The sequence below is a fragment of the Sphingopyxis sp. A083 genome (assembly GCF_001468495.1).
In the GTDB taxonomy this organism is placed as follows: Bacteria; Pseudomonadota; Alphaproteobacteria; order Sphingomonadales; family Sphingomonadaceae; genus Sphingopyxis; species Sphingopyxis terrae.
This window is the reverse complement of record NZ_LNSK01000008.1, coordinates 96,198-120,605: the sequence shown is the minus strand read 5'-3', so window position 1 is coordinate 120,605 and position 24,408 is coordinate 96,198. Positions and strand designations below refer to the sequence as shown.

Genomic DNA, 24,408 nt, shown 5'->3' with positions numbered 1-24,408 from the left:
ACGCCACCCGATACGACAAGACACTTCTCTCGTTCGAGAGCTTCCTCAACCTCGCCGCCTCGCGCCTATGGCTGAAGTCTTTTGTCAACACGACCTAGAATGCGTATGGGAAGCAACTTGGTCTGAATTTGTCCAATTCGGCGATCCTGAACTTCAAAAAGCTTATGACGCCGTCGGGCAGAAATATTACGATACGCACTTGAAGGATGGGGTATTGGAATCCGCTCGCGCCAAGCTTGCAAAGCGCGGTCTGTTGGAAAATCTACCGAAGATAGGCGATTTTCAAAGTCGGGAAGAATTTGCCGCTGCTCTCGAAAAGCATTGTGGTTTCGCGCCGCATTCAATTTTGAAAGTTCAAGGAGGTAGCTTCACGATCTGGCCGCAGGTTGAAGCGACACCTCCGTCTGAAGCAGAATTTGAGAAACTTTCCTGCCTTTTATCGTCTCTCACATTGGCAGCCAAGGCTGACGGAAGCCTAAAAATAGGGCTCGTCGGGAATGAAAAGGTTTCCGACTGACGGCTGGGAGTAAGTCCCCTTCCACCCCGAAGCAGAGGCCTGCTGCCTTTCCCATCGCGAGGCTAAAGATAATGCCCCTCGGCTTCAGCCATATAGTCGCGGGTCAGCGGCAGGGCGTGGCGGCTGCGGGCGAACTGGATCTGGTAATTGCCCATCCCGCCGCTTTCGAAGGCCGCGGTGGCGCCGGCCAGGTAGAAGGTCCACATGCGATAGAAACGTTCGTCCATCATGGCGACGATCTCGTCGCGATGCGCCAACGTGCGCGCATACCATTGGCGCAGCGTGCGCGCATAATGCAGCCGCAGCGTTTCGACGTCGGTGACGATCAGCCGACTCTTTTCGCTCGCCGCGACCGTTTCGCTGAGCGCGGGGATATAGCCGCCGGGGAAGATATATTTGCGCGTGAAGGCGTCGGTCGCACCGGGTTTGCCGAAGCGGCCGATGGTATGGAGCAGCATCACGCCCTCGGCGGTCATCAGATTGGCGCAGGCGCGAAAGAAGGTTTCGAAATTGGCGGCGCCGACATGTTCGAACATGCCCACCGACACGATCCGGTCGAAACTCCCGACCTCGCGCTCGGCAAGGTCGCGATAGTCGATCAGTTCGAAGCGCACCCGGTCGGCCACACCCGCCGCCGTGGCGCGTTCGCGGGCGAGCGCGAGCTGTTCTTCGGACAGGGTGATCCCCAGCACCTCGACCCGTTCGAGCTGCGCGAGGGCGATCGCCATGCCGCCCCAGCCGCAGCCGATGTCGAGCACGCGCTGCCCCGGCGCCAGCGCCAGCTTGGCCGCGATATGCGCCTTTTTCGCCGCCTGAGCCTCCTCCAGCGTCATGTCGGGGCGCGGCCAATAGGCGCAGCTATATTGCATGTCGCTGTCGAGGAAGAGGCGGTAGAGGTCGTTGCCGATGTCGTAATGATGCGCGACATTCGCGCGCGACGAGCGCCGGCGGTTGATCGAATTGAGCCGCGTCTTCATCCCCTCGATCCATTCGCCGAGCGCGGTCTTGTCCTTGAGCTTTGCGCCGCGGTCCCACGGCGTGTTCGCGCGCAGCAGGCCGATCAGCTCCATGATATCGCCCTGAACGATCTCCATCTCGCCGTCCATGAAGGCTTCGGCGGCGCCGAGCCGCGGATCGAGGATGATGCGGCGCATCCCCTTTCGCGTGGTAAAACGCACCGTCACTTCGGGATAGCCGGCGGCTGGCGCGCCGAAGCTTTCGCTGCTCCCGTCCGGCGACAGGACGGTCAGCTGGCCGTGACGGATGACGCGGGCCAGGAACGGGCGGAGAATGGACATGGGTGCGACCTTTTTTTGCGTCTTGCCTGCCCCCTGCGGCCCCCTAAATACCCGCATACCATTCATAATCAATGCGGTCTTCCCAGAAGCCGCCCTTCCCCGCCCCCACCTTGTCGAGGCTGGCGACCGCTTCGATGCCGGTAAGATATTTGGCATGTTTGTAGCCGAGCTGCCGCTCGATCCGCAGCCGCAACGGCGCGCCGTTGGCGATCGGCAATACCGATCCGTTGAGCGCCCACGCAAGGATCGTTTGCGGATGAAGCGCATCGACCATGTCGCAGCTTTCATAATAAGCCGCGCCGCCGATCCGGTCGGCACAATTAAAGACGATATAGCGCGCCGCATCGCGCACCCCTGCCGCTGCCAACACCTGGCGCAGTTGCGGCCCCATCCATTCGGCGATCGCGCTCCAGCCCTCGACGCAGTCGTGGCGGGTGATCTGCCGACGTTGCGGCATCGCCCGCAAATCGGCGAGCGACAGCGACAAGGGCCGCGCGACCAGCCCCGATACGCGAACACGCCAGTCGGCAAAGCCGTTCGCGGCGTGCGCGGCATAGTCTGCCCCTTCGGGCAGGCGGGTGCCGTTGGCGCGAAAGACGGACGACAGGTCGGCGCGGCCATATTCGGGGGCGAGGGCGTCGCGATCCGTCAGCGCCCGCTGGCTCGCGCGGTTCATCTCCTCGCCCATCGACAGGATCTTGCGCACTGCGGGCGCCTCGTTGACCCGATCGCATGCAGCGAGCAGCGGCAGCGCGGCCGCCATACCGCCCGCGCGGACGATCAGTTCGCGTCGCGGCAAGATCAGGCCGGTCATGCGTCTTCTCCCGCGCGCGGCTTGTCGGCGGGGAGACGGAACCAGCCCGTAAGCATCGATCGCAGTTCGTTGACCGGCCCGGCGAGCAGCACCATCGCGATATGGACGAGGAAGAAGGCGACGAGCGCCCAGGCCAGGATGAAATGGATCGAGCGCGCCGACTGGCGGCCGCCGAACAGGTCGAGCAGCCACGGCGCCGCGGCATTCATCCCCGGCGACATCGTCAGCCCGGTTGCGATCATCAGCGGCAGCAGCACGAAGATCACGCCGATATAGCTGAGCTTTTGCAGGATATTGTACCGCGCCGCCGCTTCGCCCGTCGGAAAGCGCAGCCGGGCGTGATCCTTGATATCCTGCCAGATATGCCCCGGCGACCATTCGGGGCGCCGGACGTGCAGATCCTTGCGCAAATGCCCCCCGATCACGGTCCACAGCATATAGAGCGTCAGGCTGATCGCCAGCACCCAGGCGAAGAAGAGGTGCCAGCGCCGCCCGTCGGCAAGGCTGTAGCTGGTGGGAATCGTCGCCCAACCCGGAAAAGCCCAAGTCTTCGTCGCGCCATTGGAGTCGGTCCAGCGGCCAAGCACACCCGTCGTGTCGATCTCGACCGCAGCGATGCGGAGATAGCCGCGGTTCGCCTTCGACCCGATCGACAGCCACGGCTGGTCGTAGTTCGCGCCATATTGCCCCCAATAGAGGCGCGGGTGCGCGTTGAAGATCATCAGCCCGCTCATCAGCATGACGAGCAGCGTCGCGGCGTTGATCCAGTGCCAAAGCCGCGTCGGCAGCCGATGGCGATAGACGCGCGGCGGCGGGGCGGCCGCGGGGGCGACGGGGGACTGGTCCTCTTCCATATCCCTCATTCGCTCCCGCTCCCTCTCCGGTTACGCCGTCGTTGCGATCATGCCGCGGGCTGAGCCGCAAATTCCTCGCGATATTTGTTGCGCAGGCTGACCTTGTCGATCTTTTCGCTGCCCAGCTTCGGCAGCGCATCGGTTGCCATCCAGATGCGATAGGGCACCTTGAACGCCGCCAGCCGCTCCTGCAGGAAGGCCGTCAGTTCGTTTGCATCGACGCTGCTCTCGGGTTTCAGCCACACGACAGCGCCGACTACTTCGCCCAGCCGCTCGTCGGGCAGGCCGAACACCGCGCATTCGTTGACGTCGGCATGTTCGTAGATCGCCGCCTCGACCTCCTGACAGCTGATATTCTCGCCCCCGCGGATGATGATGTCCTTCTTGCGATCGACGATGAACAGATAGCCGTCGGCATCAAGATAGCCGAGGTCGCCGGTGCGGAAATAGCCATTGTCGAAAAAGGCCGCCTTGGTCGCCGCCGGATTGTTCCAATAGCCTTCGAAATTGCAGATCGACCGGATGCATACTTCGCCGACCTGTCCCTGCGCGAGCGCCGCGCCATTGTCGTCGAGGATCGCAAGATCGACGAGCGGTTTTGAGGCGGGGCCGGTTGAAAGCGGCTTTTCGACATAATTTTCGTTGATGATGCCGCAGCCCACGGCGTTGGTTTCGGTAAGGCCATAGCCGAGCAGCGGCTTGCCCTCGCCCATTTCGGTCGCAAGGCGCTTCACATGTTCGGGCGGGCGCGGCGCGCCGCCGCCGGCGTAGCTTTTGCACGTCGACAGATCGTAATTCTTGCGGTTCGGATGGACGAGAATCTCGTAGCTCATCAGCGGCACGCCGACGAAATAATTGACCTGTTCGTCCTGGATCAGCCGCATCGCCTCTTCGGCATTCCACTTCGGCATCAGCACAAGCTTCCGGCCGAGCGCGAAGCTTTGCAGGAACACGGGGATTTCGGCGGTGACGTGGAACAGCGGGGTGCAGATCAGCGTCGCGGGCTGAATATCGGACATCTGCCCGTCTTCGGTCAGAAGATGGACGATGCTCGCGGTCTGGGTGACATAGTTGAAGATCGCCTGGACCACCGAACGGTGACGCGAATAGGCGCCCTTCGACTGACCCGTCGAACCGGAGGTAAAGAGAATCGTCGCCAGATCGTCACCCGTCAGCGCGGGCAAGGCGGTGTCGGCGCTGCCGCTCACCGGCGCGATCGCTTCGTCGATCGGGCGCGTGATGTCGAGCGTCACGACCTTGGCGCTGTGCGCCACGCCGGGTTCGGCCAGCCGCGCCGCGCGCTGCGGATCGGCGATCACCAGCTTCGCCTCCGCATCCTCGATCCCCGCGGCCAGCTCACCGCCCTGCCACCAGCCGTTGAGCAACGTCGCGCAGCCGCCCGCGAGCAGGATGCCGAGGTAGCTGACGCACCAGGCATTGGCATTGCGCATTGCCAGCCCGACACGGTCGCCGCGCGCGACGCCGTGCGTTTCGATCAGTCCCGCCGCAACTTTCCGCGCGGCGGCATAGACCTGTTTGAAGCTCAGCCTTTCATCGCCTTCGACCAGAAAGGTGGCGTCGCCATGCTGCGCACAAAAAAACGCAACATAGTCGCCCAGATTCGTCGGCGCATTGGTGATGAAGGGCAGCGAACGCCCGTCCTTTTCGATGGATCCGACCTGGATCGGCCCGCCGGGGCCGGTGATCAGTTCATATGCGGCGTCCAGGCGCAGATCGAGCGCGGATGGCATCCTGTATCTCTCCTCTTGGTCTCGTGGCGCTTACCCCTTATGGGGAAGCCCTCTCCTGGGGAAGGTTCCGAGAATATATGTTTCTTTTTGCAACCCTAGCCGAAGCAACGCAATATGTGAACTTCCATGACCTGATGGGAGACAATAGCGCGATTGCCTTTTCGGTATTCGGGCTTCCGATCCGTTGGTACGCCCTCGCCTATCTCGCGGGCATTTTCGTTGGCTATTGGTATCTTACCAAGCTGATCGACCAGCCGGGCTCGCCGATGGCGCGCCGTCACGCCGACGACATGATCTTCTATGCAATGCTCGGAATCATCCTGGGCGGACGCATCGGCTATGTCCTGTTCTACAATCTGGAATCCTATATCCGCGATCCCGCCGCAGTCTTCCGCCTCTGGGACGGCGGCATGTCGCTGCACGGCGGCGTACTCGGCGTGCTGGTCGCGATCTGGTATGTAACGCGCAAGGAGAAGCTCAGCTTTCTGCGCTTTTGCGACTATGTCGCGTGCGTTGTGCCCTTCGGCCTCTTCTTTGGCCGCCTCGCCAATTTCGTGAACGGCGAGCTGTGGGGTCGCGCCACGACGGTGCCGTGGGCGATCATCTTTCCCGAAAGCGGCACGACGGACCCGCGGCATCCCAGCCAGCTTTACGAAGCGGGACTGGAAGGCATCGTCATGATGGCGGTGCTCGCCTGGTTCTTCTGGCGCACCGATGCGCGCTACAAGCCCGGATTCCTGTTCGGCATGGCCGCGATCCTCTATGGCGTCAGCCGTTTCGTCGTCGAATATTTCCGCGAACCCGATGTTCAGCGCCAGTGGGTCGTCGACATGACCGGCCTGTCGATGGGCCAGTGGTTGACCGTGCCGATGCTGCTCGCCGGCATATGGCTCGTCGCGACCGCCAAGGGCCGGCGCAAGCGCGTCGAACCCGTCGCGGGGTCCGACAGCGTTGCCTGACGGACCGCCGACCCCCGACGATTTGATGAGGGAAATTGCCGCGGCGCGGACGGTGACCGTCGCCGATTATATGGCGGCGGCGAACGCGCATTATTACGCGACGCGCGACCCGCTCGGCGCCGCGGGCGATTTCACCACGGCGCCCGAAATCAGCCAGATGTTCGGCGAAATGGTCGGCGTCTGGATCGCCGACCTGTGGACCCGTGCGGGCGGCCCCGCCTTTCATTATGTCGAATTGGGGCCGGGGCGCGGCACACTCGCCGCCGACGCGCTGCGCACCGCCGCCCGCTTCGACTGCAAGCCGCAAGGCCTCCACCTCGTCGAGACGAGCCCGGCGCTGCGCGCGGCGCAGTCGGCGCGCCTGCTGGACGCAGAGCATCATGACGAGATCGACAGCCTGCCGGACGACCTGCCGTTGATCGTCATCGCCAATGAATTTTTCGACGCGCTGCCCGTCCATCAATATGTGGCAACGAAGGACGGCTGGCGCGAGCGCATCGTCGTGCGTGGGGGCAACGGCATAACCGCTGCTCCGGACACGGTTCCCGCGGACGAGGCCATACCGCCGGCGCTGCGCGACCGCGCCGAAGGCACGATCGTCGAAACCGCGCCCGTCGCCGCCGCGGTGATGCATCAGTGCAGCGCACGGCTCGCACGGCAGGGCGGCGCAATGCTCGCGATCGACTATGGCTATTGCGGCCCCGCCACCGGCGACACGCTGCAGGCGGTAAAGGCGCATCGTTTCGCCGATCCCTTCGCCGATCCGGGCGAGGTTGACCTGACCGCCCATGTCGACTTCGCAGCGCTCGCCCATGCCGCGCGGCGCCCCGGCACGAACGTCTTCGGCCCCGTTGATCAGGGCGCGTGGTTGCAGGCGATGGGCATTGACGCCCGCTTGCAGACGCTGGTCGCTGCCTCGCCCGCACGCGCGGCCGATTTGCAGGGACAGCGCGACCGGCTGGTCGCAGCCGATCAGATGGGAACATTGTTCCAGGCGATGGCGCTGACCGGCGCCGGCTGGCCGCAGCCCGCCGGATTCGATAGTTCGGGAGAGATTGCATGACCGACGTCACGCTCGCCACCGCTGCCGACGCCGACGCGCTGTCGCGCTTTGCCGAAGCCGCCTTCGTGCAGACCTTCGGTCATATCTACGATCCCGCCGACCTGGCGAGCTTTCTCGCGGACTGGAATCCGCCCGAGAAACTGCGCGCGCAGATCGCCGATCCCGCGATGGTAGTCGCGCTCGTCCGCGGCGCCGACGAGGCGATCCTCGGCTATATCAAGCTTGGCCCCATCGATTTCGATCTGCCCGAGGGGCAGCCGGCGGAGGGCGCGACCGAACTCCACCAGCTTTATGTCGCCGCCGAAGCCAAAGGGACGGGCGTTGCCGCGGCGCTGATGCAATGGGGCATCGACTGGGCGCGCCAAAGGGCATCGATCCTCTATCTGTCGGTCTTCACCGAGAACCCGCGCGCGCAGGCCTTTTACCGCCGCTATGGCTTCGTCGATGTCGGCCGCAACGCATTCCGCGTCGGCAACCATATCGACGAAGACCGGATCTGGAGGCTCGACCTGTGACCCCGCCTTTCACCACCGCCGCCCCGCTCGCCGGGGTCGCGCACGGATTTTTCGGACGGCGCGGCGGCGTGTCGACCGGCGAGCTTGCCTCGCTCAACTGCGGCGTGGGCTCGGGAGACGATGCCGCGCTGATTGCGGAAAATCGCCGCCGCGTCGGCGCCGCCGTGCTGCCCGGTGCCACGCTGACAGGGCTTTATCAGGTGCATGGCAATCGCTGCCATATCGTCGATGCGGACAGCGACCTTACCGCCCGACCCGAAGCCGACGCGCTGGCGACGCGCACGCCGGGCATCTTGCTCGGCATTCTCACTGCCGATTGCGTCCCGGTGCTGTTTGCCGATCGCTCGGCCGGCGTCGTGGCGGCGGCGCATGCCGGGTGGAAAGGCGCAATCGCGGGGGTCACCGACGCGGCGCTCGGCGCGATGGAAAGCCTCGGCGCGCGGCGCAGCGATGTCGTCGCCGCGATCGGCCCCTGTATCGGCCGCGCGTCCTATGAGGTCGACGACAGCTTCGTGCGGCGCTTCGTCACCGACGATCCCGCCAACGAACGCTTCTTCGCGGCCGGCAAGCCGGGACACGCCATGTTCGACATCGCCGCCTATGTCGCGGCGCGCCTCGCGGCGGCGGGCGTCGCCACGGTTGCCATCGGCGGGCAGGACACCTACGCCGAGGCAGAGGAATATTTCAGCTATCGCCGTGCCTGCCATAAAAGCGAGAACAGCTATGGCCGGCAGCTTTCGGTGATCGGATTGGGGGACGGATGACGCGCACGCGCCTGCTCGGGCTGATCGGCGGCTTGCTGGCTTTCGTCGCGATGCTGGCGCTGCCGGCCCCCGCGGGCATGGAACCGACGGCGTGGCGCGTTGCGGCGCTGACCGTCCTGATGGCAATCTGGTGGATGACCGAAGCGATGCCGCTGACCGTCACCGCACTCCTTCCCTTCCTGACCGTCCCGGCCTTCGGGGTGATGGACGCCAATGCCATCGCCAAGGAATATTATTCGCCGATCCTGTTTCTGATCCTGGGCGGTGCCTTCCTCGCACTCGCGATCGAGCGCGTCGGGCTGCACCGCCGGCTCGCACTGGCGCTGCTCAAGCGCGCGTCGCCGACCGCGACCGGGCTGCTCTTCGCCTTCATGGCGGCGACCGCGCTGCTCAGCATGTTCATTTCCAACACGTCGACCGCGCTCATCATGGTGCCGATCGCGCTGGCGGTCGTCGGAGCCGCCGGCGCCCGCGAGGGCGATACCGAGGGTTTCCCCGGCGCCGTGATGATGGGGATTGCCTTCGCCGCTTCGCTCGGCGGACTGGGCACATTAGTCGGCAGCCCGACCAACGCCATTGCCGCGGGCCTGATCGAGCGGACGCTCGGGCTGCACATCTCCTTCCTCGACTGGGCGATTTATGGCGTGCCGGTGGTGCTTGTGTCGGTGCCCTTTGCGATGATCGTCCTTGCGCGGGTGCAGCGGCTTGCCGAGCATCCGTTCGACGGGCGCGCGGCGGCGGCCGCGCTCGGCAACCAGGCAATCTGGTCGACCGCCGAGCGGCGCGTCGTGCCCGTGTTTCTGCTCGTGCTGATCGCCTGGGTGATGCAGCCCTGGCTCGAACCGCTGTTCCCGAAGGGCGCGCTGACCGACGGCACCGTCGCAGTAGCGGGCAGCCTGCTGCTGTTCGTCGTGCCCGACGGCACCGGCCGACCGCTGCTCGTCTGGAAGGAAGCCGATCGCGCGCCCTGGGGCGTCATCATGATGTTCGGTGGCGGGCTTGCCCTCGCTGCCGCAATCACCGAGAGCGGACTTGCTGCCTGGCTGGGCGCGGTTCTCGCACCGCTCGGTTCGATCCCGACAATCCTCCTTGCGGCGGTGATTGTCGCGCTGACGATCCTGATCACCGAATTCGCCAGCAATGTCGCAACGGCGAGCGGCATCATGCCCGTGCTCGCCGCGCTGATCGCCGCGACCGGCACTGATCCCGTCCTCCTTGCCCTGCCCGTCGCGATGGCGGCAAGCTGGGGCTTCATGCTGCCATCGGGAACGGGCCCCAACGCGCTTGCCTGGGCGACGGGCAACATCGCTCTGCCGCGTATGCTCAAGGCGGGGCTGGCGCTCGATCTGCTCGGCGTACCGCTGCTCATCGGCATTATCTGGGCCATCGCCGCACTTGCCTGACCCGGCTGACCGCGAACCGGTTTCAATCGTAACCAACCTTGCTATAGCTGCGTGATCATTCTCAGGAGCATGTCATGGCCACGCGCGGCAAGAACAAGGCGAATATCGAAGCAGTCGGCGGCAAGAAGCTGACCCCCGCGACGCAGATGATGGGGCATGGCTATGACCCCTTTCTGTCCGAAGGCGCGCTGAAGCCGCCGATCTTCCTGACCTCGACCTTCGCGTTCGAAAGCGCGGCGGCGGGCAAGCGCTTCTTCGAACATATCACCGGCAAAAGGCAGGGCCCCGCCGATGGCCTTGTCTATTCGCGCTTCAACGGCCCCAATCAGGAAATCGTCGAGGACCGGCTGGCGCTGTGGGACGGCGCCGACGATGCGCTCGTCTTTTCAAGCGGTATGTCGGCGATCGCGACGCTGATGCTGGCGCTCGTCGGACAGAATGACGTGGTCGTCCATTCGGGGCCGCTCTATGCCGCGACCGAGACGCTGATCGCGCGCATCCTCTCGCGCTTCGGCGTCGGCTTCGTCGATTTTCCGGCAGGCGCGACGCGCGAGCAGATCGACGACGTGCTCGCCCGCGCCCAGGCGCTCGCCGACGAAAAGGGCGGCAAGGTCGCTCTCGTCTATCTCGAAAGCCCAGCGAACCCGACGAACGCGCTCGTCGATGTCGAGGCGGTGCGCGGCGCACGCGATGCCGCCTTCCCCGGCGACCACAAGCCCGCGATCGCGATCGACAACACCTTCCTCGGCCCGCTCTGGCAACAGCCGCTCAAGCAGGGCGCCGAACTCGTCGTCTATAGCCTGACCAAATATGCCGGCGGTCATTCGGACCTGGTCGCGGGCGGTGTGGCGGGCGATCAGCGGCTGATCGACATCATCCGGCCGATGCGCAACACGATCGGCACCATCTGCGATCCCAACACGGCGTGGATGCTGCTGCGCAGCCTCGAGACGCTCGAACTGCGCATGAGCCGGGCGGGCGAGAATGCGCTGAAGGTCTGCACCTTCCTGCGCGATCATCCCAAGGTCGAAGGACTAGGCTATCTCGGCTTCATTGCCGACCCGCGCCAGCAGGACATCTTCGACCGCCACTGCAGCGGCGCGGGATCGACCTTCTCGCTGTTCATCAAGGGCGGCGAGGAAGAGAGCTTCCGCTTTCTCGACGCGCTCAAGATCGCGAAGCTCGCGGTCAGCCTCGGCGGCACCGAAACGCTCGCGAGCCATCCGGCGGCGATGACGCATCTGTCGGTCCCCGACGAACGCAAGAAGGCGCTGGGCATCACCGACAATCTCGTCCGCATCTCTATCGGGATCGAGGATGCCGACGATCTGATCGCCGACTTCGCGCAGGCACTGGACGCGGTCTGAGCGGAAGCGAGGCAAGCCTCCCGCACCGCCGGGATGACTATGTCTTCTGCCGCCAGTCGACGACGGCCCATCCCCGCTGCGGCGCCAGCTTCTTCAGCGCGCGCGACGGCGTCGTCGCCACCGCCTCGTCGGCGAAGCCCAGCATCGGATGATCGGAGACATGATCCGAATAGGCGCGGATGTGCGCGTCTTCGCGGGTGATGGCATTATCGGCGAGCCATTCGCCGATGCGCGCGAACTTGGCCGCGCCATAGCAATTGTCGCCCGCCAGCCGCGCGTGGATATGATCGGCGCCGTCGGGTGCGTCGAGGCGGGTCGCCAGCACATCGTCGATGCCCAGCCGCCGCGCGATCGCATCGACATAGAGATGGAAGGACGCGGTCGCGAGGAGGACGCGGTAACCCGCCGCGCGGTCGGCCGCGATCTGGTCGAGCGCCGCCGCGTGCACGCCGCGCGCAATGACCTGATCGGCATAGCTTTCGGCGAGCGGAGCGATCTCGGCGCGGTTGAAACTCTTTCCGACCAGCAGCCGCAGATTGATCGCCTTCAGCCGCGACCGGTCGATCAGGCGCAAGGAATAGGCAGCGGCGGCAAGCGCCACCAGCGGCAGCAACAGCAGCCGCCATTGCTGGCGCCGCCGCGCAACGTGCATCAGAAAGCCGCTATACGTCCCCGACCGCGTGATCGTGCGGTCCATGTCGTACATCGCAACACGATGCGCATAGTCGCGAACGGGATCGAGCGTCGGAACCTCCATACTCCCGCTATAACCGCGCGCCCACCGCCGGCCAAGAGCGCAGCCTGCCGCAAGCGCGGCCAATTCGCTTGCCGTGCCCTGGCAAATAATCCAATGTCGCCCGCGTCATGGCGGTTTGGGCGGACTTCGAAACGAACGATGGCGCTGACGGCGCAGAGGTCCGCTTCTCGGGCCGGTTGACGCTCGCCCGGATGGGCGACCTGCCGCAGCGGCTCGACGAGCTTGGACCGATTTCGCTCCTCGATCTTTCAAATATTACCCGCATCGACACCGTCGGGGCGTGGATCGTGACGCGCACGATGCATCGCCACGACGCGAAGGTCGTCGGCGCGAGCCAGGATGCGCAGCGGCTGCTCGACGCGCTGGCGAACGACACCAGCGAGTATCGCATCCATGGCGACCGGCGCCCTGCCTGGGTGCGTATGCTCGAACAGCTCGGCACCGCAAGTGTGGCGATCTGGAACGAACTGCTTGGCATCATCGGCTTTTTCGGCGCGATGGTCGTCGCGCTGTTCAACCAGATCCGCGCCCGCCGCGCGATCCGCTGGAATGCGATCGTCACGCGGTTCCAGACCGTCGGCGTCGACGCGCTGCCCATCATCGGGCTGATGAGCTTCCTGATCGGCATCGTCATCGCGCAGCAGGGATCGGTGCAGCTCAAGCAATTCGGGCTCGAAGTGTTCACGATCAACCTCGTCGGCCGTGCCTCGATCCGCGAGCTGGGATTGCTGATGACCGCGATCATGGTCGCCGGTCGGTCGGGCTCGGCCTTCGCAGCGCAGATCGGGACGATGAAGCTGACCGAGGAAGTCGATGCGATGCGCACGATCGGGGTGTCGCCGATGGAAGCGATCGTCCTGCCGCGCGTCGCGGCGTCGACGATCACCATGCCGCTGCTCGGCTTTTATGCCAGCATCTGCGCGATCATCGGAGGCGGCATCTTCTGCTGGATCGGGCTGGAAATCCCGCCGCTGACCTATGTCCAGCGCATCCGTGAAATCATCCCGATGACCGATTTCTGGATCATGCTGATCAAGGCACCGGTTTTCGGCATCCTGATCGGCGTCACCGGCTGTTACGAAGGGATGCAGGTGCGCCAGAATGCCGAGCAAGTCGGCAAGCGGACGACCTCGGCGGTTGTCGCCGCCATCTTCCTCGTCATCGTTCTCGACGCCTTTTTCGCCGTTTTCTTCACCTCGCTGGGCTGGAACTGATGGCCGAGCTGATCGAACCAGAAAAATTCGACATTGCGATCAAGGTGCGCGGGCTGTGCAACCAGTTCGGCGATGCGGTGATCCACGAAGACCTCGATCTCGACGTGCGGTCGGGCGAGATATTGGGAGTCGTCGGCGGATCGGGTACCGGCAAGTCGGTGCTGATGCGGTCGATCATCGGGCTGCAGATCCCGACCGCGGGCGAGGTCGAAGTCTATGGAAAGACGCTCGACACGATCGTCGACGAAGAGGAATCGCGCGACCTGCGCCGTCGCTGGGGCGTGATGTTCCAGGGCGGTGCGCTGTTCTCGACGCTCACCGTTGCGGAGAATATCCAGGTGCCGCTGCGCGAGTTCTATCCGCGCATGGACTCAGAGCTGCTCGACGAAATCGCGGCCTACAAGGTCGCGATGGTCGGCCTGCCAAACGATGCCGGCCCCAAATATCCGGCCGAGCTGTCGGGCGGCATGGTCAAGCGTGCGGGGCTGGCGCGGGCGCTGGCGCTCGATCCGGCGCTGCTGTTCCTCGACGAACCGACCGCGGGGCTCGACCCGATCGGCGCCGCGAAGTTCGATGAGCTGATCCGCGAACTGGCCGACACGATGGGGCTGACCGTGTTCCTGATCACCCACGACCTCGATTCGCTCTACGCGACCTGCGACCGGGTCGCGGTGCTGGCCGAGAAAAAAGTGATCGCGGTCGGCACGATTCCGGAACTTCTTGCCACCGAGCATCCTTGGATACAGGAATATTTCAACGGACCGCGCGGACGCGCCGCCTCTGGCAGCAACGACGCGCTGACGCGGGCAGATAGGAAGAGCTGATGGAAACGCGGTCGAACAATGTTCTGGTCGGGGCCTTCGTCCTGCTGTTCACCGTTGCGCTTGCGCTGTTCGTGGTCTGGCTGGCGAACGACAGCGGCGGCAAGCGTCAGGAATATGATATATTTTTCAAACAGTCGGTCGACGGATTGAACAAGGGCGCACAGGTGCAATTCTCCGGCGTCCCCGTCGGCCAGGTGCGGCAGATCGCGCTGTGGCCCGACGATCCGCAATTCGTCCGCGTCCGTATCGAAGTCGACGAGCATGTGCCGGTGCTGCAGGGGACGACCGCGGCGCTGGAAGGCGTCGGCTTCACCGGCGTATCGCAAATCTCGCTCGACGGCGCGGTCAAGGGCGCGCCGCCGATCGCCGACAAGGGCCCCGCCGGCAAACCGGTCATCCCGACGCGCGTTGGTGGGCTCGGCGAACTGCTCAACACCGCGCCGCAGCTTCTCCAGCGCCTGTCGACGCTGACCGAGCGGCTGGCCGAACTGGCCGACGACAAGAATCAGGCGAGCTTCGCGGCGATCCTGAAGAATGTCGAGCAATCGACCGCGATCCTCGCGCGCAACGGACCGGCGATCGAAGCCGCGCTCGCCGACACGCGCGTTGCGATCCAGCAGACGGGGACCGCGGCCGAACAGATCGGCAATCTTGCCGCCGCGACGCAGGGCACGATCGACCGCAATGTCGATCCTGCGATGCGCAATCTGCGCGACACGCTCGCCTCCGCAAACAAGTCGATGCAGACGCTCGAATCGGCGATTTCGGACGCCCGGCCCGGCCTCAAGACCTTCAGCGAAACGACGATTCCCGAAGCGAATGCGCTGATCCGCGACCTGCGCCGCACCTCCTCCTCGCTTTCGAGCCTGACCGACAAGCTCGATCAGCAAGGCGCGGGCGCGGTGCTCGGCGGCAGCAAGCTGCCCGATTACAAGAAATGAGGATGACGACCGCCATGCCCCACCCGCTTCGCCGTCTTCGCACTCCCGCGCTGCTCGCGCTGGGCGCGCTGTCGCTCTCGGCCTGTGTCAGTTTCGGCGGCAAGGCGCCGCCCTTTCTGCTCACGCTCGATTCCGATGTCGCCCCGGTCGTCGGCGAGGCGCGCTCGGCGGGCGAAGCGCAGACGCTGACGATCCTGATCCCGAATGCGCCGCAAAAGCTGCGCACCACGCGCATCCCCGTGCAGCAGGACGATGCGAGCGTCGCCTATGTCAAGGACGCCCAGTGGGTCGAGGCGCCGCAGCGCCTGTTCCAGCGGCTCCTGTCGGAAACCGTCGCGGCAAAAACCCCGCTGGTCGTGCTCGACGAAGGTCAGTATCTGACCGCACCGGGCGAACAGCTTGCCAGCCAGCTGCTCGAATTCGGCGTCGATGCGCGCACCAACGAAGCGGTCGTCTCGCTCCAGGCGATGCGCGTCGCGGCGGGCGGCAAGACGGTGACGCAGCGCCGCTTCGAGGTGCGCGAACCGATCGGCGGCAAGATCGAGGCAAAGCCGGTCGGCGAGGCGCTGACCCGCGCCGCCAACAAGGTCGCTACCGACGTCGCCGCTTGGCTCGCCGGCTGACGCGCGCCGCGCCGGCTCGCGGCCGCTCCGCTCGTGCGCTTTGCGCTCCTGCCCCTTAGGGGCGAGCCGCGGCCGCGATAGCCGCCTCTTTCGTGCATCGCCTCTTTCGGGTTTCCGGCGTGCGCCTCCCGCACGAGCCCGCCTGACGAAAGGACTAGCGCATGGGATGGTTCATCCTGGCAATCGCCGTTTTCACCGAAATTTGCTGGGCACTCAGCCTGAAATGGGCCGCAACGCTGGGCACGTGGCAGGCCTCGACGGTGCCGATCGCGCTCAGCTTCCTCAACATGGCGCTGCTCGCCTTTGCGATGCGCGAGATTTCAGCCGGCACCGCCTATGCAATCTGGACCGGCCTCGGCGCGGTCGGCGTCATCATCGGCGGTATCGTCCTGTTCGGCGAAAAAATCGGCACCGTGCAGATCGGCTTCATGGCGCTGATCGTGATCGGCGTCGTCGGCACCAAGCTGTCGGCGCCGGCCTGATCGCTCAGCCCAGCAAGCTCTTCGACGCCTGTTCGGTCGTGTCGCGCGACAGGCCGGGCTGGGCGAGGATGCGTTCGAGTTCGGCGCGCATCATCGCGGCCCGCGCCTCGTCGAAGCGCTTCCACCGCCCGAGCGGCGGGATCATTCGCGCCGCGGTCTGCGGATTGCGCGGATCGAGCGCGATGACAAGGTCCGCGATCAGCCGATAACCCGCGCCATCGGCCTGATGAAAGGCCGCCTGATTGCCCGTGAACGCCCCATAAAGCGATCGCACCCGGTTCGGATTGGACAGGGTGAAATCGGGATGCTCGGCCAGCTGGCGCACCGCCTCCACCGTGTCGGGGCGCATCGACCAGGCCTGCACCTGAAACCATTTGTCGAGCACGAGCGGATTGTCGCGGTAGCGCTGGTAGAAGATGTCGAGCGCATGGGCGCGCTCGTCGCTGTCGCCATGCGCGAGCGTCGCCAGCGCCGCCTGGCGCTCGGTCATGCCGTCGGCATCCGAAAACACCCCGAAGACGAGCGCCGGGATATCGGCGATCCCCGTCGCGGCAAGATAGGCGAGCGCGACGCCGCGCAGGCGCCGTTCACCCTTGGCGTGCGGCGACAGGTCGGTCGCCGGCGGTGCCTTGCCCGCCAGTATCGCGCGCCATTCCTCCTCGAGCGCGCGGCCGATCGCGGCCTGCAGCGCCAGCCGTTCGCGCCGGATTGCGTCGGGATCGACGGTGAGCATCTGGTCGCCGATGAACGCCTCGCTGGGCAGCAGCACCGCCTCGGCAACGAAGGCCGGATCTTCGCCGCGCCCACGCAACGTCTGCGCCACCGCATCGACCACCGCCCGATGATCGACTTCATTCCCCGCCGCTGCCGCGACAAGCGTGTCGAGCATGAGCTGCTGCAAGGCTTCGTAGCGCGCGAAGGGGTCGTCATCATGCGCCGCAAGCCAGGCGAGTTCCCCCTGCGCGCGATCGAAATCGACGATGACCGGTGCCGAAAAGCCGCGGTTGACCGACAAGGCAGGGCGCCCGTCGAAGGCGCCGAGCGCGATCCGCTGCGTCGCACCGGTCAGCGTCACCAGCGTATCGGGCAGCGATGCACCGCCGCTTCTATCGAAGGCCGCGATACGCAGCGGCATCATCATCGGCAGTTTTTCGGGCTGGCCGGGGGTCGGCGGCACGGTCTGCACCACATCGAGCGCCCACTGCCCCTGATCCTCTGAAAGCGTCAGCTTGAGCCGCGGCGTCCCCGCCTGCTCGTACCAGCGGCGGAACTGGGTCAGGTCGATCGCCCCGCCCTCCTCCATCGCGCGCACGAAATCCTCGCACGTCGCGGCCTCGCCATCGTGGCGGTCGAAATAGAGGTCGGTGCCGGCGCGGAAGCGCTGCGGACCGAGCAGGGTCGCCATCATCCGGATGATCTCCGCGCCCTTGTTATAAACGGTCGCGGTGTAGAAGTTGCTGATCTCCTGATAGCTGTCGGGCCGGATCGGGTGCGCGAGCGGCCCCGCATCCTCCGGAAACTGTGCGGCGCGAAGCAGGCGGACATCCTCGATTCGCTTGACCGGTGCGGAACCCATATCGGCCGAAAAACTCTGGTCGCGATAGACGGTGAAGCCTTCTTTCAGGCTGAGCTGGAACCAGTCGCGACAGGTGACGCGATTGCCCGACCAATTGTGAAAATATTCGTGCGCGACCACCCCCTGCACCCCGTCATAGTCGAGGTCGGTCGCTGTGTCGGGATCGGCCAGGATATAACGCGTGTTGAAGATGTTGAGGCCCTTGTTCTCCATCGCCCCCATGTTGAAATCGCTGACCGCGACGATGTTGAACAGGCCGAGGTCATATTCGCGGCCATAGACGCGCTCGTCCCACGCCATGCTGTCCTTGAGCGCCTGCATCGCGTGGCCGGTGCGGCCCTCGTCGCCCGCGCGCACCCAGATGCCCAGTTCGACCTTGCGCCCCGACATGGTGGTAAAGCTGTCGCGGTTGACGACAAGATCGCCCGCGACGAGCGCGAAAAGATAGGAAGGTTTCGGCCAGGGATCTTCCCACAAAGCCCAATGGCTGCCGTCGTCACCCGCACCCTTTGCAACGCAATTGCCGTTCGACAGCAGGATCGGAAAGGCCGTCTTGTCGCCCGTCATCCGCACCTTGTAGCGGCTGAGGACATCGGGACGGTCGGGATGGAAGGTGATCCGCCGGAACCCCTCGGCCTCGCACTGGGTGCAGAGCATGCCGTTCGAGGCATAAAGGCCCATGAGCTGGGTATTGGCCGTGGGATCGATCGCGGTATCGACCTCGACGATAGCGCGGGCCCGGTCGCCGAGATCGACGATCAGGTCGGGGCCCTCCATATGCCAATCGTTCCAGCTTTCGCCATCGACGCGCACCGCGAGCGGGGTCAGGCCGTCGCCGCGCAGCGTCAGCGGCGCCGGCGCGTCGGCATGGCGCACGACCGACAGCGCCGCACCGACGCGCGTCGTGTCGAGGCCGAGCGCGAAATCGAGCGCGATGTCGGGCACCTGCCATTCGGGCGGGCGATAATCGCTGCGGTGGATGGTCACGGGCGGAACGGGGGAGGAAGAAGCGTCGGTCATAATGCGGGTCTAGGCTTGCGCCGCCTGCCGCGCAATAAGGGCGGCGATGGGACATATGCTGATTTTCGGAATGGGCTATGCGGCGGGCCATATCGCCGACCGGTTGCGCGCGCGCGGGTGGGAGGTGAGCGGGACAACGCGCGACGGACGCGGCGACAGCATCGCCTTCGCCGACGAGGCCGCGGTGCTGGGCGCGCTGCGATCGGCGACGCATATCCTGTCGTCGGTTCCCCCGGCGGACGGCACCGACCCGGTGCTCGCCCGCTATGGCGAGGCGGTGGCGCTCGCACCGGCAGGCTGGACCGGATATCTCTCCTCGACAGGCGTCTATGGCGATGCCGGGGGCGCGTGGGTCGACGAGAGCGCACCGGTGACGGGCCGCCGGCCCGGCCGCAACGCCGCCGATGCGGCGTGGGCCGCGCTGCGCGGCGACATGTGCGTCTTTCGGCTGCCGGGCATCTATGGTCCCGGCCGCAGCATCCTCGATCGTATCCGCGAAGGCCGCGCGCACCGGATCGATCTGCCCGATCAGGTTTTCAGCCGCGTCCATGTCGACGATATCGCGGGCGGCGTGATCGCCTCCTTCCGCGGCCCGGCGGGCGTCTACAACCTCGCCGACGATGCGCCGTGCCACCAGAACCGCCTCGTCGAATGGGGCTGCGCGCTGCTGGGGGCGCCGCTGCCGCCGCTGCAATCGCTCGACGCCGCCGGCCTGTCGCCCGCCGCGCGTGCCTTCTATGCCGAGAACCGCCGCGTCGCGAACGGCAAGGCGAAGCGGCTGCTGGGCTGGCATCCGCGCTACCCGAGTTTTCGCGAGGGGCTGGCGGCCTGTCTTTAAGCCAGCGGCTCCACCCTTCGAGGGGCGACGGTCAAATCCAGATATCGATCGTGTGGATCAAAACGCCCACCAGTCCGCCGACCAGCGTGCCGTTGATACGAATATATTGCAGGTCGTCGCCCACGGCATTCTCCAGCCTGTCGGTGATCGTCTTCGCATCCCAGCCGCGGATCGTGTCCGACACCAGCTTCAGCGCCGTTTCGCCATAGCTGTCGACCGCGCCGACGACGGCGCGGCGGGCGTAGCGGTTGAGCGTGCGTTTGATCGCCTGGTCCTCGCCCAGCATCGCGCCGAACTGCGTCACCAGCTCGCCGATCCGGCCCGCGAGCATCGTCTCGGGATCGCGCGCCGCGCGCAGCAAGGCGCCCCGCCCCTGTTCCCACAATCCGTCGAGCCAGCGCTTGACCGCCAGGTTATCGAGCAGTTCGTCGCGCACCCGCGCAACCTTTTCCTGCATTTCCGGGTCATGCTGCAGATCGAGCGCCAGCTTTGCGAGCCCCTCTTCGACGCGGATGCGGATCGGATGGGTTTCGTCGACCGCCATTTCGCTGAGCAGCTTCGACAGGCCGGCGACGATGCGGTTCGAAATGCTCTCGTCGAGGCCGGTGAAGCGGACGATGGCCCCCGAATTGTCGTGGACCATCTGGTGGATCAGATGCTCGTTGAGGTCGAGCGTCTTCGACCCCCATTTGACCATCGCATCGAGCAACGGTTGATGCCGCCCCTCGGCCAGCGCCGCCTGCAGCGCCTGCCCGAGCAGCGGCGCGACGTCGAGTTCGCGCAGCCGGTCCGCGATCGCCGATTTGACCATGCCGCCGAGCCGCTGCTGATCGAGCGCGCCGAGCCCGTCGGCGATAATTCGCGACGCGCCGAGCCTCAGCCGCCCGCCGCCCTCGGCAGGCTGCGAGAGGAATTTGCCGACCGCGCCCGCAACATCGACCGTCTGCATCTTGCGCGCGATCAGGCGCGGCAACAGGAAATTGGTGAGCAGAAAGCGCGCCAGCGTGTCGCCGATGCGATTCTTGTTACGCGGCACGATCGCGGTGTGCGGAATCGGCAGCCCCATCGGGTGACGGAACAGCGCGGTCACGGCAAACCAGTCGGCCAGCCCGCCGACCATCGCCGCTTCGGCAAAGGCGCGGACGAAGCCGACGGCGGGGTGAACGTCCTGATAATATTTTGCGGTCACGAAGACCGCGGCCATGAAGAGCAGCAGTCCGGTTGCCACAATGCGGACGTTGATGCCGCCGGTCGGAACGGCGACGCCCACTCCGGCGGGGTGGGCGCGCCTGCTTTCGGTCGGGGGCGATACGCTGGTCATGCCGTTCAAATGGGGCAGCCCGCCAAAGGTTGCAACCGGCGGACCGCGCGCGCGGTCGCCGGTCGCGTCCGGTTACTCGGCCGGCTGCGGCGCGGCATCGCCGTGCGGCCGCGTATCGTCGCCCTTCTTGTAGGTGAGCAGATTGCTCGAGAAGAAGCGGCCGAGACGCTTTTCGATGCTGTCGGCCAGACTGAAGCCTGCGGGCACGATCAGCAGCGTCAGCATCGTCGACAGGATCAGGCCGCCGATGACGACGACGCCCATCGGCGCGCGCCATGCACCGTCACCCGACAGCGACAGCGCCGTCGGCACCATGCCCGCGACCATCGCGACGGTCGTCATGATGATCGGCTGCGCACGCTTGCGCCCTGCATCGACGAGGGCCTCGACCTTGCCGATCCCCTTATCCATTTCCTCGATCGCGAAATCGACGAGCAGGATCGAGTTTTTGGCGACGATCCCCAGCAGCATCAGCAGGCCGATATAGACGGGCATCGAGATCGGCATCCCGGTCACGAGCAGGCCAAGCAACCCGCCGAGCGGTGCCAGCAGCAGCGACGACATGTTGACCAGCGGCGACAGGAAGCGGCGATAGAGCAGCACGAGCGTCGAGAACACGAGCATCAGGCCCGACACGACCGCGATCAGGAAGTTCTTGATCAGCTCGGCCTGCCACTTCTGGTCGCCCTGGATGACCTTGCGGATGCCCTGCGGCATGTTCTTGACCGCGGGCAGCGCATCGATCTTTTGCTGCGCATTGCCCGTGACAAGGCCGGGCGCAAGGTCCGCCCCGATGACGATACGCCGCGTCTGATTGTAGCGACGCAATTCGGTCGGACCGGCGCCGAAGCCGATTTCTGCCACCGATTTCAGCGGCACGGTCGTCCCGCGCGAGGTCGGCACCGGCAGATTCTCGATCGTCGCGAGGCTGCGGCGCGAATCTTCTGACAGCAGCACGCGGATCGGTATCTGGCGATCGGACAGGGAGAATTTCGCCGCATTCTGATCGATATCGCCCAGCGTCGCGATGCGGATCGTCTGGCTGAGCGCCGCGGTGGTCACGCCGAGTTCGGCGGCCAGATCCATGCGCGGATTGACGATGATCTCGGGCCGCGGAATGTCGCCCTCGATCCGCGGCGCGCGCAGTTCCTTGAGCTTGCTCATTTCGTCGACGATCTTGAGCGCGTGCTTTTCCAGCGCGACCGGATCGTCGCCGCCGATCACCATCGTGATGTCGCGGCCCGAAAAGCCGCCCGACTGGCTCTGGAACGACACGCGCGCATCGGGAATCGCCGTCAACTTCGGCTGCAGGCTGCGTTCCCATTCGACGCTGCTGATATCGCGGTCCTTCTTGAGCGTCAGGAAGGCATTGCCGCCGCCGACATTGACGTCGAAAAAGGCGGTATCGACGGCGGGGCTTGCGCTGAGGATCGACGAAACCTGGTTCGCGATATGCTCGCTCTGCGCCAGCGTCGATCCCGGCGGCAGTTCATATTTGATCTGGCTGTAATCGCTGTTGATCGTCGGCTGGAACTGCTGCGGCAGCGTGGCGAACAGGACGATGCTCAGCACGAAGGCCGCGGCGCCGATGCCGACGATCCACACGCGGTGATCGAACAGCCGTGCCCAAGCGCGCTGCAGCATGAACTTGGCCCAGCCGGTAAAGGCCCATTGGCGCATACCGACAAACCAGGCGAGCGCACCGAGCAAGATCGCAAGCAAGCTGGTCGCAAGGAAGACGATCACGGTCAGCGCCGGCGTGCGCAGCAGGAAATAGAGCGCGGTATTCGGCGCATCCTGACCGACCGGCACCGGCTGGAAATAGGCGTAGGCCGAATAGAGGACGAAGATGCCCGACAGGATCAGGGGAACAGCGAGGAAGGCGAGCCGGGTCGGAACCGCTTCGTAGCGGGCGCGCACCGCGTGATGCTTGCCATTGTCGAGCGTCCAACGCAGCACGCGCTCGTAACGATCGATCCACGGCCCTTCGGCGTGCGCCTGTTCGCCGTGCGCGGCCAAGAAATAGGCCGCGATCATCGGCGTTATCATACGCGCGACGGCAAGGCTCATCAGCACCGCGAACACCACGGTCATCCCGAACTGGATGAAGAACTGGCCCGAGATGCCGGGCATCAACGCGACGGGCAGGAAGACCGCGACGATCGACATCGTCGTCGCCACAACCGCGAGGCCGATTTCGTCGGCGGCGTCGATCGAAGCCTGATAGGCCGTCTTGCCCATACGCATATGTCGGACGATATTCTCGATCTCGACGATCGCGTCGTCGACCAGTACCCCGGCGACAAGGCTGAGCGCCAGCAGCGACAGGCTGTTGAGCGAAAAGCCCATCAGATCCATGAACCAGAAGGTCGGAATGGCCGACAGCGGGATCGCCATCGCGCTGATCATCGTGGCGCGCCAGTCGCGCAGGAACAGGAAGACGACGACGACGGCGAGCACCGCGCCTTCGATCATCGCGGCCATCGAGCTGCGATATTGTTCCTTCGTATATTCGGTGCGGGTGAAGAGGATCTTGAACTTCACCTTGGGGTTGTTCTTCTCGATCTCCGCCAGCTTTTTCATCGCCTCGTCATGGACGCTGACGTCGGACGAGCCCTTCGCCTTTTCGATCGAGAAGGACAGCACCTGACGGCCGTTGATCTTCGCCAGATTACGCTGTTCGGCATAACCGTCGGTCACCTTGGCCACGTCGGAAAGCTGGATCGTCCGGCCGTTGCCGATCGAAATGCGCGTTTCGCCGAGCTGGAATGCATTCTGCGCGTTGCCGAGGACGCGGACCGCCTGTTCCGACCCGGCAATTTCGGTGCGCCCGCCCGCCGCGTTCAGATTGACCTGACGGAGCTGCTGGTTCACCTGGCTCGCGGTCAGGCCATAGCTCTGCATCCGCGCGGGATCGAGGATCACGCGGATTTCGCGGTCGACCCCGCCCGAACGGCGCACCTGGCTCATACCCGGCACCGACAGCAGCTCTTTTGCGACCGTATTGTCGACGAACCACGACAATTGTTCGAGCGTCATGTCGGTCGCTTCGACCGAGAAATAGGTGATCGGGCCGCCGGCGATATCGACACGGATCACCTGCGGCTCGAGAATCCCGTCGGGCAGATTGCTGCGGATTTGGGAAATCGCCTGATTGACGTCATTATAGGCGCGATCGATCGGTGTCCCGATCGCAAATTGCACCATCGTACGGCTGCTGCCTTCGCTGACATAGGAGGACAATTCGTCGACGCCGCTGACGCTGCGCACCGCAGCTTCGACGCGCTGCGTCACCTGCGTTTCGAGTTCCGCTGGCGCAGCGCCCGGCTGCGCGACGATGACCTGCACCGCCGGGAATTCGATATCGGGATTGTCGTTGACGTCCATCCGGTTGAAGCTGACGATCCCCGCCAGCAGCAGCAGCGCGAACAGGACGATCGGCGGCACCGGATTGCGGATGCACCAGGCGGAGATGTTGCGAAAGCTCATGATTCAAACGCCCTTGTG

The 24,408-nt window shown here is 65.2% G+C and carries 21 protein-coding genes; 13 read left to right on the top strand and 8 right to left on the bottom strand.

Translation table 11 applies throughout. From position 1 onward, the window contains the following. The first annotated feature begins 67 nt into the window (after positions 1-67). A complete protein-coding gene (locus ATE59_RS17875; protein ID WP_156416791.1) occupies positions 68-517 on the top strand; it encodes a hypothetical protein in 450 nt (149 codons plus the stop codon). Positions 518-579: 62 nt separating this feature from the next. Here ATE59_RS17875 and ATE59_RS13885 read toward each other — a convergent pair whose 3' ends face one another. The 4 genes from ATE59_RS13885 to ATE59_RS13870 are packed head-to-tail and all read right to left on the bottom strand — an operon-like array spanning position 580 to position 5,234. Then, positions 580-1,815 (bottom strand): SAM-dependent methyltransferase, encoded by a 1,236-nt coding sequence (locus ATE59_RS13885; protein WP_058812911.1) that lies wholly within the window; start codon positions 1,813-1,815, stop codon positions 580-582. A 43-nt stretch (positions 1,816-1,858) separates the two neighbouring features. After that, positions 1,859-2,629, bottom strand: coding sequence for a molybdopterin-dependent oxidoreductase (locus ATE59_RS13880; RefSeq protein ID WP_058812910.1), 771 nt, complete (start codon positions 2,627-2,629; stop codon positions 1,859-1,861). Next, complete coding sequence (locus tag ATE59_RS13875) at positions 2,626-3,483, bottom strand: cytochrome b/b6 domain-containing protein (RefSeq protein WP_058812909.1); 858 nt, start codon at positions 3,481-3,483, stop codon at positions 2,626-2,628. Before ATE59_RS13875 ends, ATE59_RS13880 begins: the two co-directional genes overlap by 4 nt. A gap of 47 nt (positions 3,484-3,530) precedes the next feature. Beyond that, complete coding sequence (locus ATE59_RS13870; protein WP_058812908.1) at positions 3,531-5,234, bottom strand: class I adenylate-forming enzyme family protein; 1,704 nt, start codon at positions 5,232-5,234, stop codon at positions 3,531-3,533. A gap of 77 nt (positions 5,235-5,311) precedes the next feature. Between ATE59_RS13870 and lgt the strand changes: the two genes are divergently transcribed. The 6 genes from lgt to ATE59_RS13840 all read left to right on the top strand — a co-directional run bounded on the left by lgt (position 5,312) and on the right by ATE59_RS13840 (position 11,305). After that, complete coding sequence (gene lgt, locus ATE59_RS13865; protein ID WP_058812907.1) at positions 5,312-6,193, top strand: prolipoprotein diacylglyceryl transferase; 882 nt, start codon at positions 5,312-5,314, stop codon at positions 6,191-6,193. Between the two features lie 25 nt (positions 6,194-6,218). Continuing rightward, on the top strand, positions 6,219-7,256 hold the full coding sequence (locus tag ATE59_RS13860) for a class I SAM-dependent methyltransferase (protein ID WP_058812906.1): 1,038 nt from the start codon (positions 6,219-6,221) through the stop codon (positions 7,254-7,256). Next, positions 7,253-7,771 (top strand): GNAT family N-acetyltransferase, encoded by a 519-nt coding sequence (locus ATE59_RS13855; protein ID WP_003049233.1) that lies wholly within the window; start codon positions 7,253-7,255, stop codon positions 7,769-7,771. Before ATE59_RS13860 ends, ATE59_RS13855 begins: the two co-directional genes overlap by 4 nt. After that, positions 7,768-8,535, top strand: coding sequence for a peptidoglycan editing factor PgeF (pgeF, locus tag ATE59_RS13850; RefSeq protein ID WP_058812905.1), 768 nt, complete (start codon positions 7,768-7,770; stop codon positions 8,533-8,535). Before ATE59_RS13855 ends, pgeF begins: the two co-directional genes overlap by 4 nt. Beyond that, positions 8,532-9,938, top strand: coding sequence for an SLC13 family permease (locus tag ATE59_RS13845; protein ID WP_058812904.1), 1,407 nt, complete (start codon positions 8,532-8,534; stop codon positions 9,936-9,938). The genes pgeF and ATE59_RS13845 overlap by 4 nt, the downstream gene beginning before the upstream one ends. A 74-nt stretch (positions 9,939-10,012) precedes the next feature. Next, a complete protein-coding gene (locus ATE59_RS13840; RefSeq protein WP_003049223.1) occupies positions 10,013-11,305 on the top strand; it encodes a cystathionine gamma-synthase family protein in 1,293 nt (430 codons plus the stop codon). 37 nt (positions 11,306-11,342) lie between these two features. On the opposite strand, the gene ATE59_RS13835 is transcribed toward ATE59_RS13840, so the two are convergent. After that, entirely contained in the window at positions 11,343-12,062 is a 720-nt protein-coding gene (locus tag ATE59_RS13835; protein WP_003049220.1) for an HAD family hydrolase, read from the bottom strand. A 107-nt stretch (positions 12,063-12,169) separates the two neighbouring features. On the opposite strand from ATE59_RS13835, the gene ATE59_RS13830 reads away from it, so the two are divergent. The 5 genes from ATE59_RS13830 to ATE59_RS13810 all read left to right on the top strand — a co-directional run bounded on the left by ATE59_RS13830 (position 12,170) and on the right by ATE59_RS13810 (position 16,146). Next, the gene (locus tag ATE59_RS13830; RefSeq protein ID WP_058812903.1) at positions 12,170-13,276 is read left to right on the top strand and encodes an ABC transporter permease; all 1,107 of its coding nucleotides are present in this window, start codon (positions 12,170-12,172) and stop codon (positions 13,274-13,276) included. Further along, positions 13,276-14,100, top strand: coding sequence for an ABC transporter ATP-binding protein (locus ATE59_RS13825; protein WP_003049215.1), 825 nt, complete (start codon positions 13,276-13,278; stop codon positions 14,098-14,100). Before ATE59_RS13830 ends, ATE59_RS13825 begins: the two co-directional genes overlap by 1 nt. Then, positions 14,100-15,041, top strand: coding sequence for an MlaD family protein (locus ATE59_RS13820; RefSeq protein ID WP_003049211.1), 942 nt, complete (start codon positions 14,100-14,102; stop codon positions 15,039-15,041). The genes ATE59_RS13825 and ATE59_RS13820 overlap by 1 nt, the downstream gene beginning before the upstream one ends. 2 nt (positions 15,042-15,043) lie before the next feature. Further along, positions 15,044-15,664, top strand: coding sequence for an ABC-type transport auxiliary lipoprotein family protein (locus ATE59_RS13815; RefSeq protein WP_058812902.1), 621 nt, complete (start codon positions 15,044-15,046; stop codon positions 15,662-15,664). A gap of 161 nt (positions 15,665-15,825) precedes the next feature. Beyond that, the gene (locus ATE59_RS13810; protein WP_003049205.1) at positions 15,826-16,146 is read left to right on the top strand and encodes a DMT family transporter; all 321 of its coding nucleotides are present in this window, start codon (positions 15,826-15,828) and stop codon (positions 16,144-16,146) included. Positions 16,147-16,150: 4 nt separating this feature from the next. Here the strand turns inward: ATE59_RS13810 and pepN are convergent, their stop codons facing one another. Then, positions 16,151-18,742 carry an aminopeptidase N gene (gene pepN, locus ATE59_RS13805; RefSeq protein WP_058812901.1) on the bottom strand — a complete coding sequence of 864 codons (2,592 nt, stop codon included), beginning with the start codon at positions 18,740-18,742 and terminating at the stop codon, positions 16,151-16,153. Positions 18,743-18,788: 46 nt separating this feature from the next. Between pepN and ATE59_RS13800 the strand changes: the two genes are divergently transcribed. Further along, on the top strand, positions 18,789-19,580 hold the full coding sequence (locus ATE59_RS13800) for an NAD(P)-dependent oxidoreductase (protein ID WP_058812900.1): 792 nt from the start codon (positions 18,789-18,791) through the stop codon (positions 19,578-19,580). 31 nt (positions 19,581-19,611) lie between these two features. Here the strand turns inward: ATE59_RS13800 and ATE59_RS13795 are convergent, their stop codons facing one another. Further along, entirely contained in the window at positions 19,612-20,901 is a 1,290-nt protein-coding gene (locus tag ATE59_RS13795) for a DUF445 domain-containing protein (protein ID WP_231737379.1), read from the bottom strand. A 72-nt stretch (positions 20,902-20,973) separates the two neighbouring features. Beyond that, positions 20,974-24,390 carry an efflux RND transporter permease subunit gene (locus ATE59_RS13790; protein ID WP_058812899.1) on the bottom strand — a complete coding sequence of 1,139 codons (3,417 nt, stop codon included), beginning with the start codon at positions 24,388-24,390 and terminating at the stop codon, positions 20,974-20,976. Positions 24,391-24,408 lie beyond the last annotated feature (18 nt).

What these genes read in the sequence shown, in the direction of transcription:
- ATE59_RS13825 (WP_003049215.1), top strand. Translation starts at nt 13,276, where the DNA reads ATGGCCGAGCTGATCGAACCAGAAAAATTCGACATTGCGATCAAGGTG.
- ATE59_RS13855 (WP_003049233.1), top strand. Translation starts at nt 7,253, where the DNA reads ATGACCGACGTCACGCTCGCCACCGCTGCCGACGCCGACGCGCTGTCG.
- ATE59_RS13875 (WP_058812909.1), bottom strand. Translation starts at nt 3,483, where the DNA reads ATGGAAGAGGACCAGTCCCCCGTCGCCCCCGCGGCCGCCCCGCCGCCG.
- ATE59_RS13880 (WP_058812910.1), bottom strand. Translation starts at nt 2,629, where the DNA reads ATGACCGGCCTGATCTTGCCGCGACGCGAACTGATCGTCCGCGCGGGC.
- ATE59_RS13885 (WP_058812911.1), bottom strand. Translation starts at nt 1,815, where the DNA reads ATGTCCATTCTCCGCCCGTTCCTGGCCCGCGTCATCCGTCACGGCCAG.
- ATE59_RS13815 (WP_058812902.1), top strand. Translation starts at nt 15,044, where the DNA reads ATGACGACCGCCATGCCCCACCCGCTTCGCCGTCTTCGCACTCCCGCG.
- pepN (WP_058812901.1), bottom strand. Translation starts at nt 18,742, where the DNA reads ATGACCGACGCTTCTTCCTCCCCCGTTCCGCCCGTGACCATCCACCGC.
- ATE59_RS13795 (WP_231737379.1), bottom strand. Translation starts at nt 20,901, where the DNA reads ATGACCAGCGTATCGCCCCCGACCGAAAGCAGGCGCGCCCACCCCGCC.
- ATE59_RS13845 (WP_058812904.1), top strand. Translation starts at nt 8,532, where the DNA reads ATGACGCGCACGCGCCTGCTCGGGCTGATCGGCGGCTTGCTGGCTTTC.
- ATE59_RS13810 (WP_003049205.1), top strand. Translation starts at nt 15,826, where the DNA reads ATGGGATGGTTCATCCTGGCAATCGCCGTTTTCACCGAAATTTGCTGG.
- ATE59_RS13860 (WP_058812906.1), top strand. Translation starts at nt 6,219, where the DNA reads ATGAGGGAAATTGCCGCGGCGCGGACGGTGACCGTCGCCGATTATATG.
- ATE59_RS13840 (WP_003049223.1), top strand. Translation starts at nt 10,013, where the DNA reads ATGGCCACGCGCGGCAAGAACAAGGCGAATATCGAAGCAGTCGGCGGC.
- ATE59_RS13800 (WP_058812900.1), top strand. Translation starts at nt 18,789, where the DNA reads ATGGGACATATGCTGATTTTCGGAATGGGCTATGCGGCGGGCCATATC.
- lgt (WP_058812907.1), top strand. Translation starts at nt 5,312, where the DNA reads ATGTTTCTTTTTGCAACCCTAGCCGAAGCAACGCAATATGTGAACTTC.
- ATE59_RS17875 (WP_156416791.1), top strand. Translation starts at nt 68, where the DNA reads ATGGCTGAAGTCTTTTGTCAACACGACCTAGAATGCGTATGGGAAGCA.
- ATE59_RS13830 (WP_058812903.1), top strand. Translation starts at nt 12,170, where the DNA reads ATGGCGGTTTGGGCGGACTTCGAAACGAACGATGGCGCTGACGGCGCA.
- ATE59_RS13870 (WP_058812908.1), bottom strand. Translation starts at nt 5,234, where the DNA reads ATGCCATCCGCGCTCGATCTGCGCCTGGACGCCGCATATGAACTGATC.
- ATE59_RS13790 (WP_058812899.1), bottom strand. Translation starts at nt 24,390, where the DNA reads ATGAGCTTTCGCAACATCTCCGCCTGGTGCATCCGCAATCCGGTGCCG.
- ATE59_RS13820 (WP_003049211.1), top strand. Translation starts at nt 14,100, where the DNA reads ATGGAAACGCGGTCGAACAATGTTCTGGTCGGGGCCTTCGTCCTGCTG.
- ATE59_RS13835 (WP_003049220.1), bottom strand. Translation starts at nt 12,062, where the DNA reads ATGGAGGTTCCGACGCTCGATCCCGTTCGCGACTATGCGCATCGTGTT.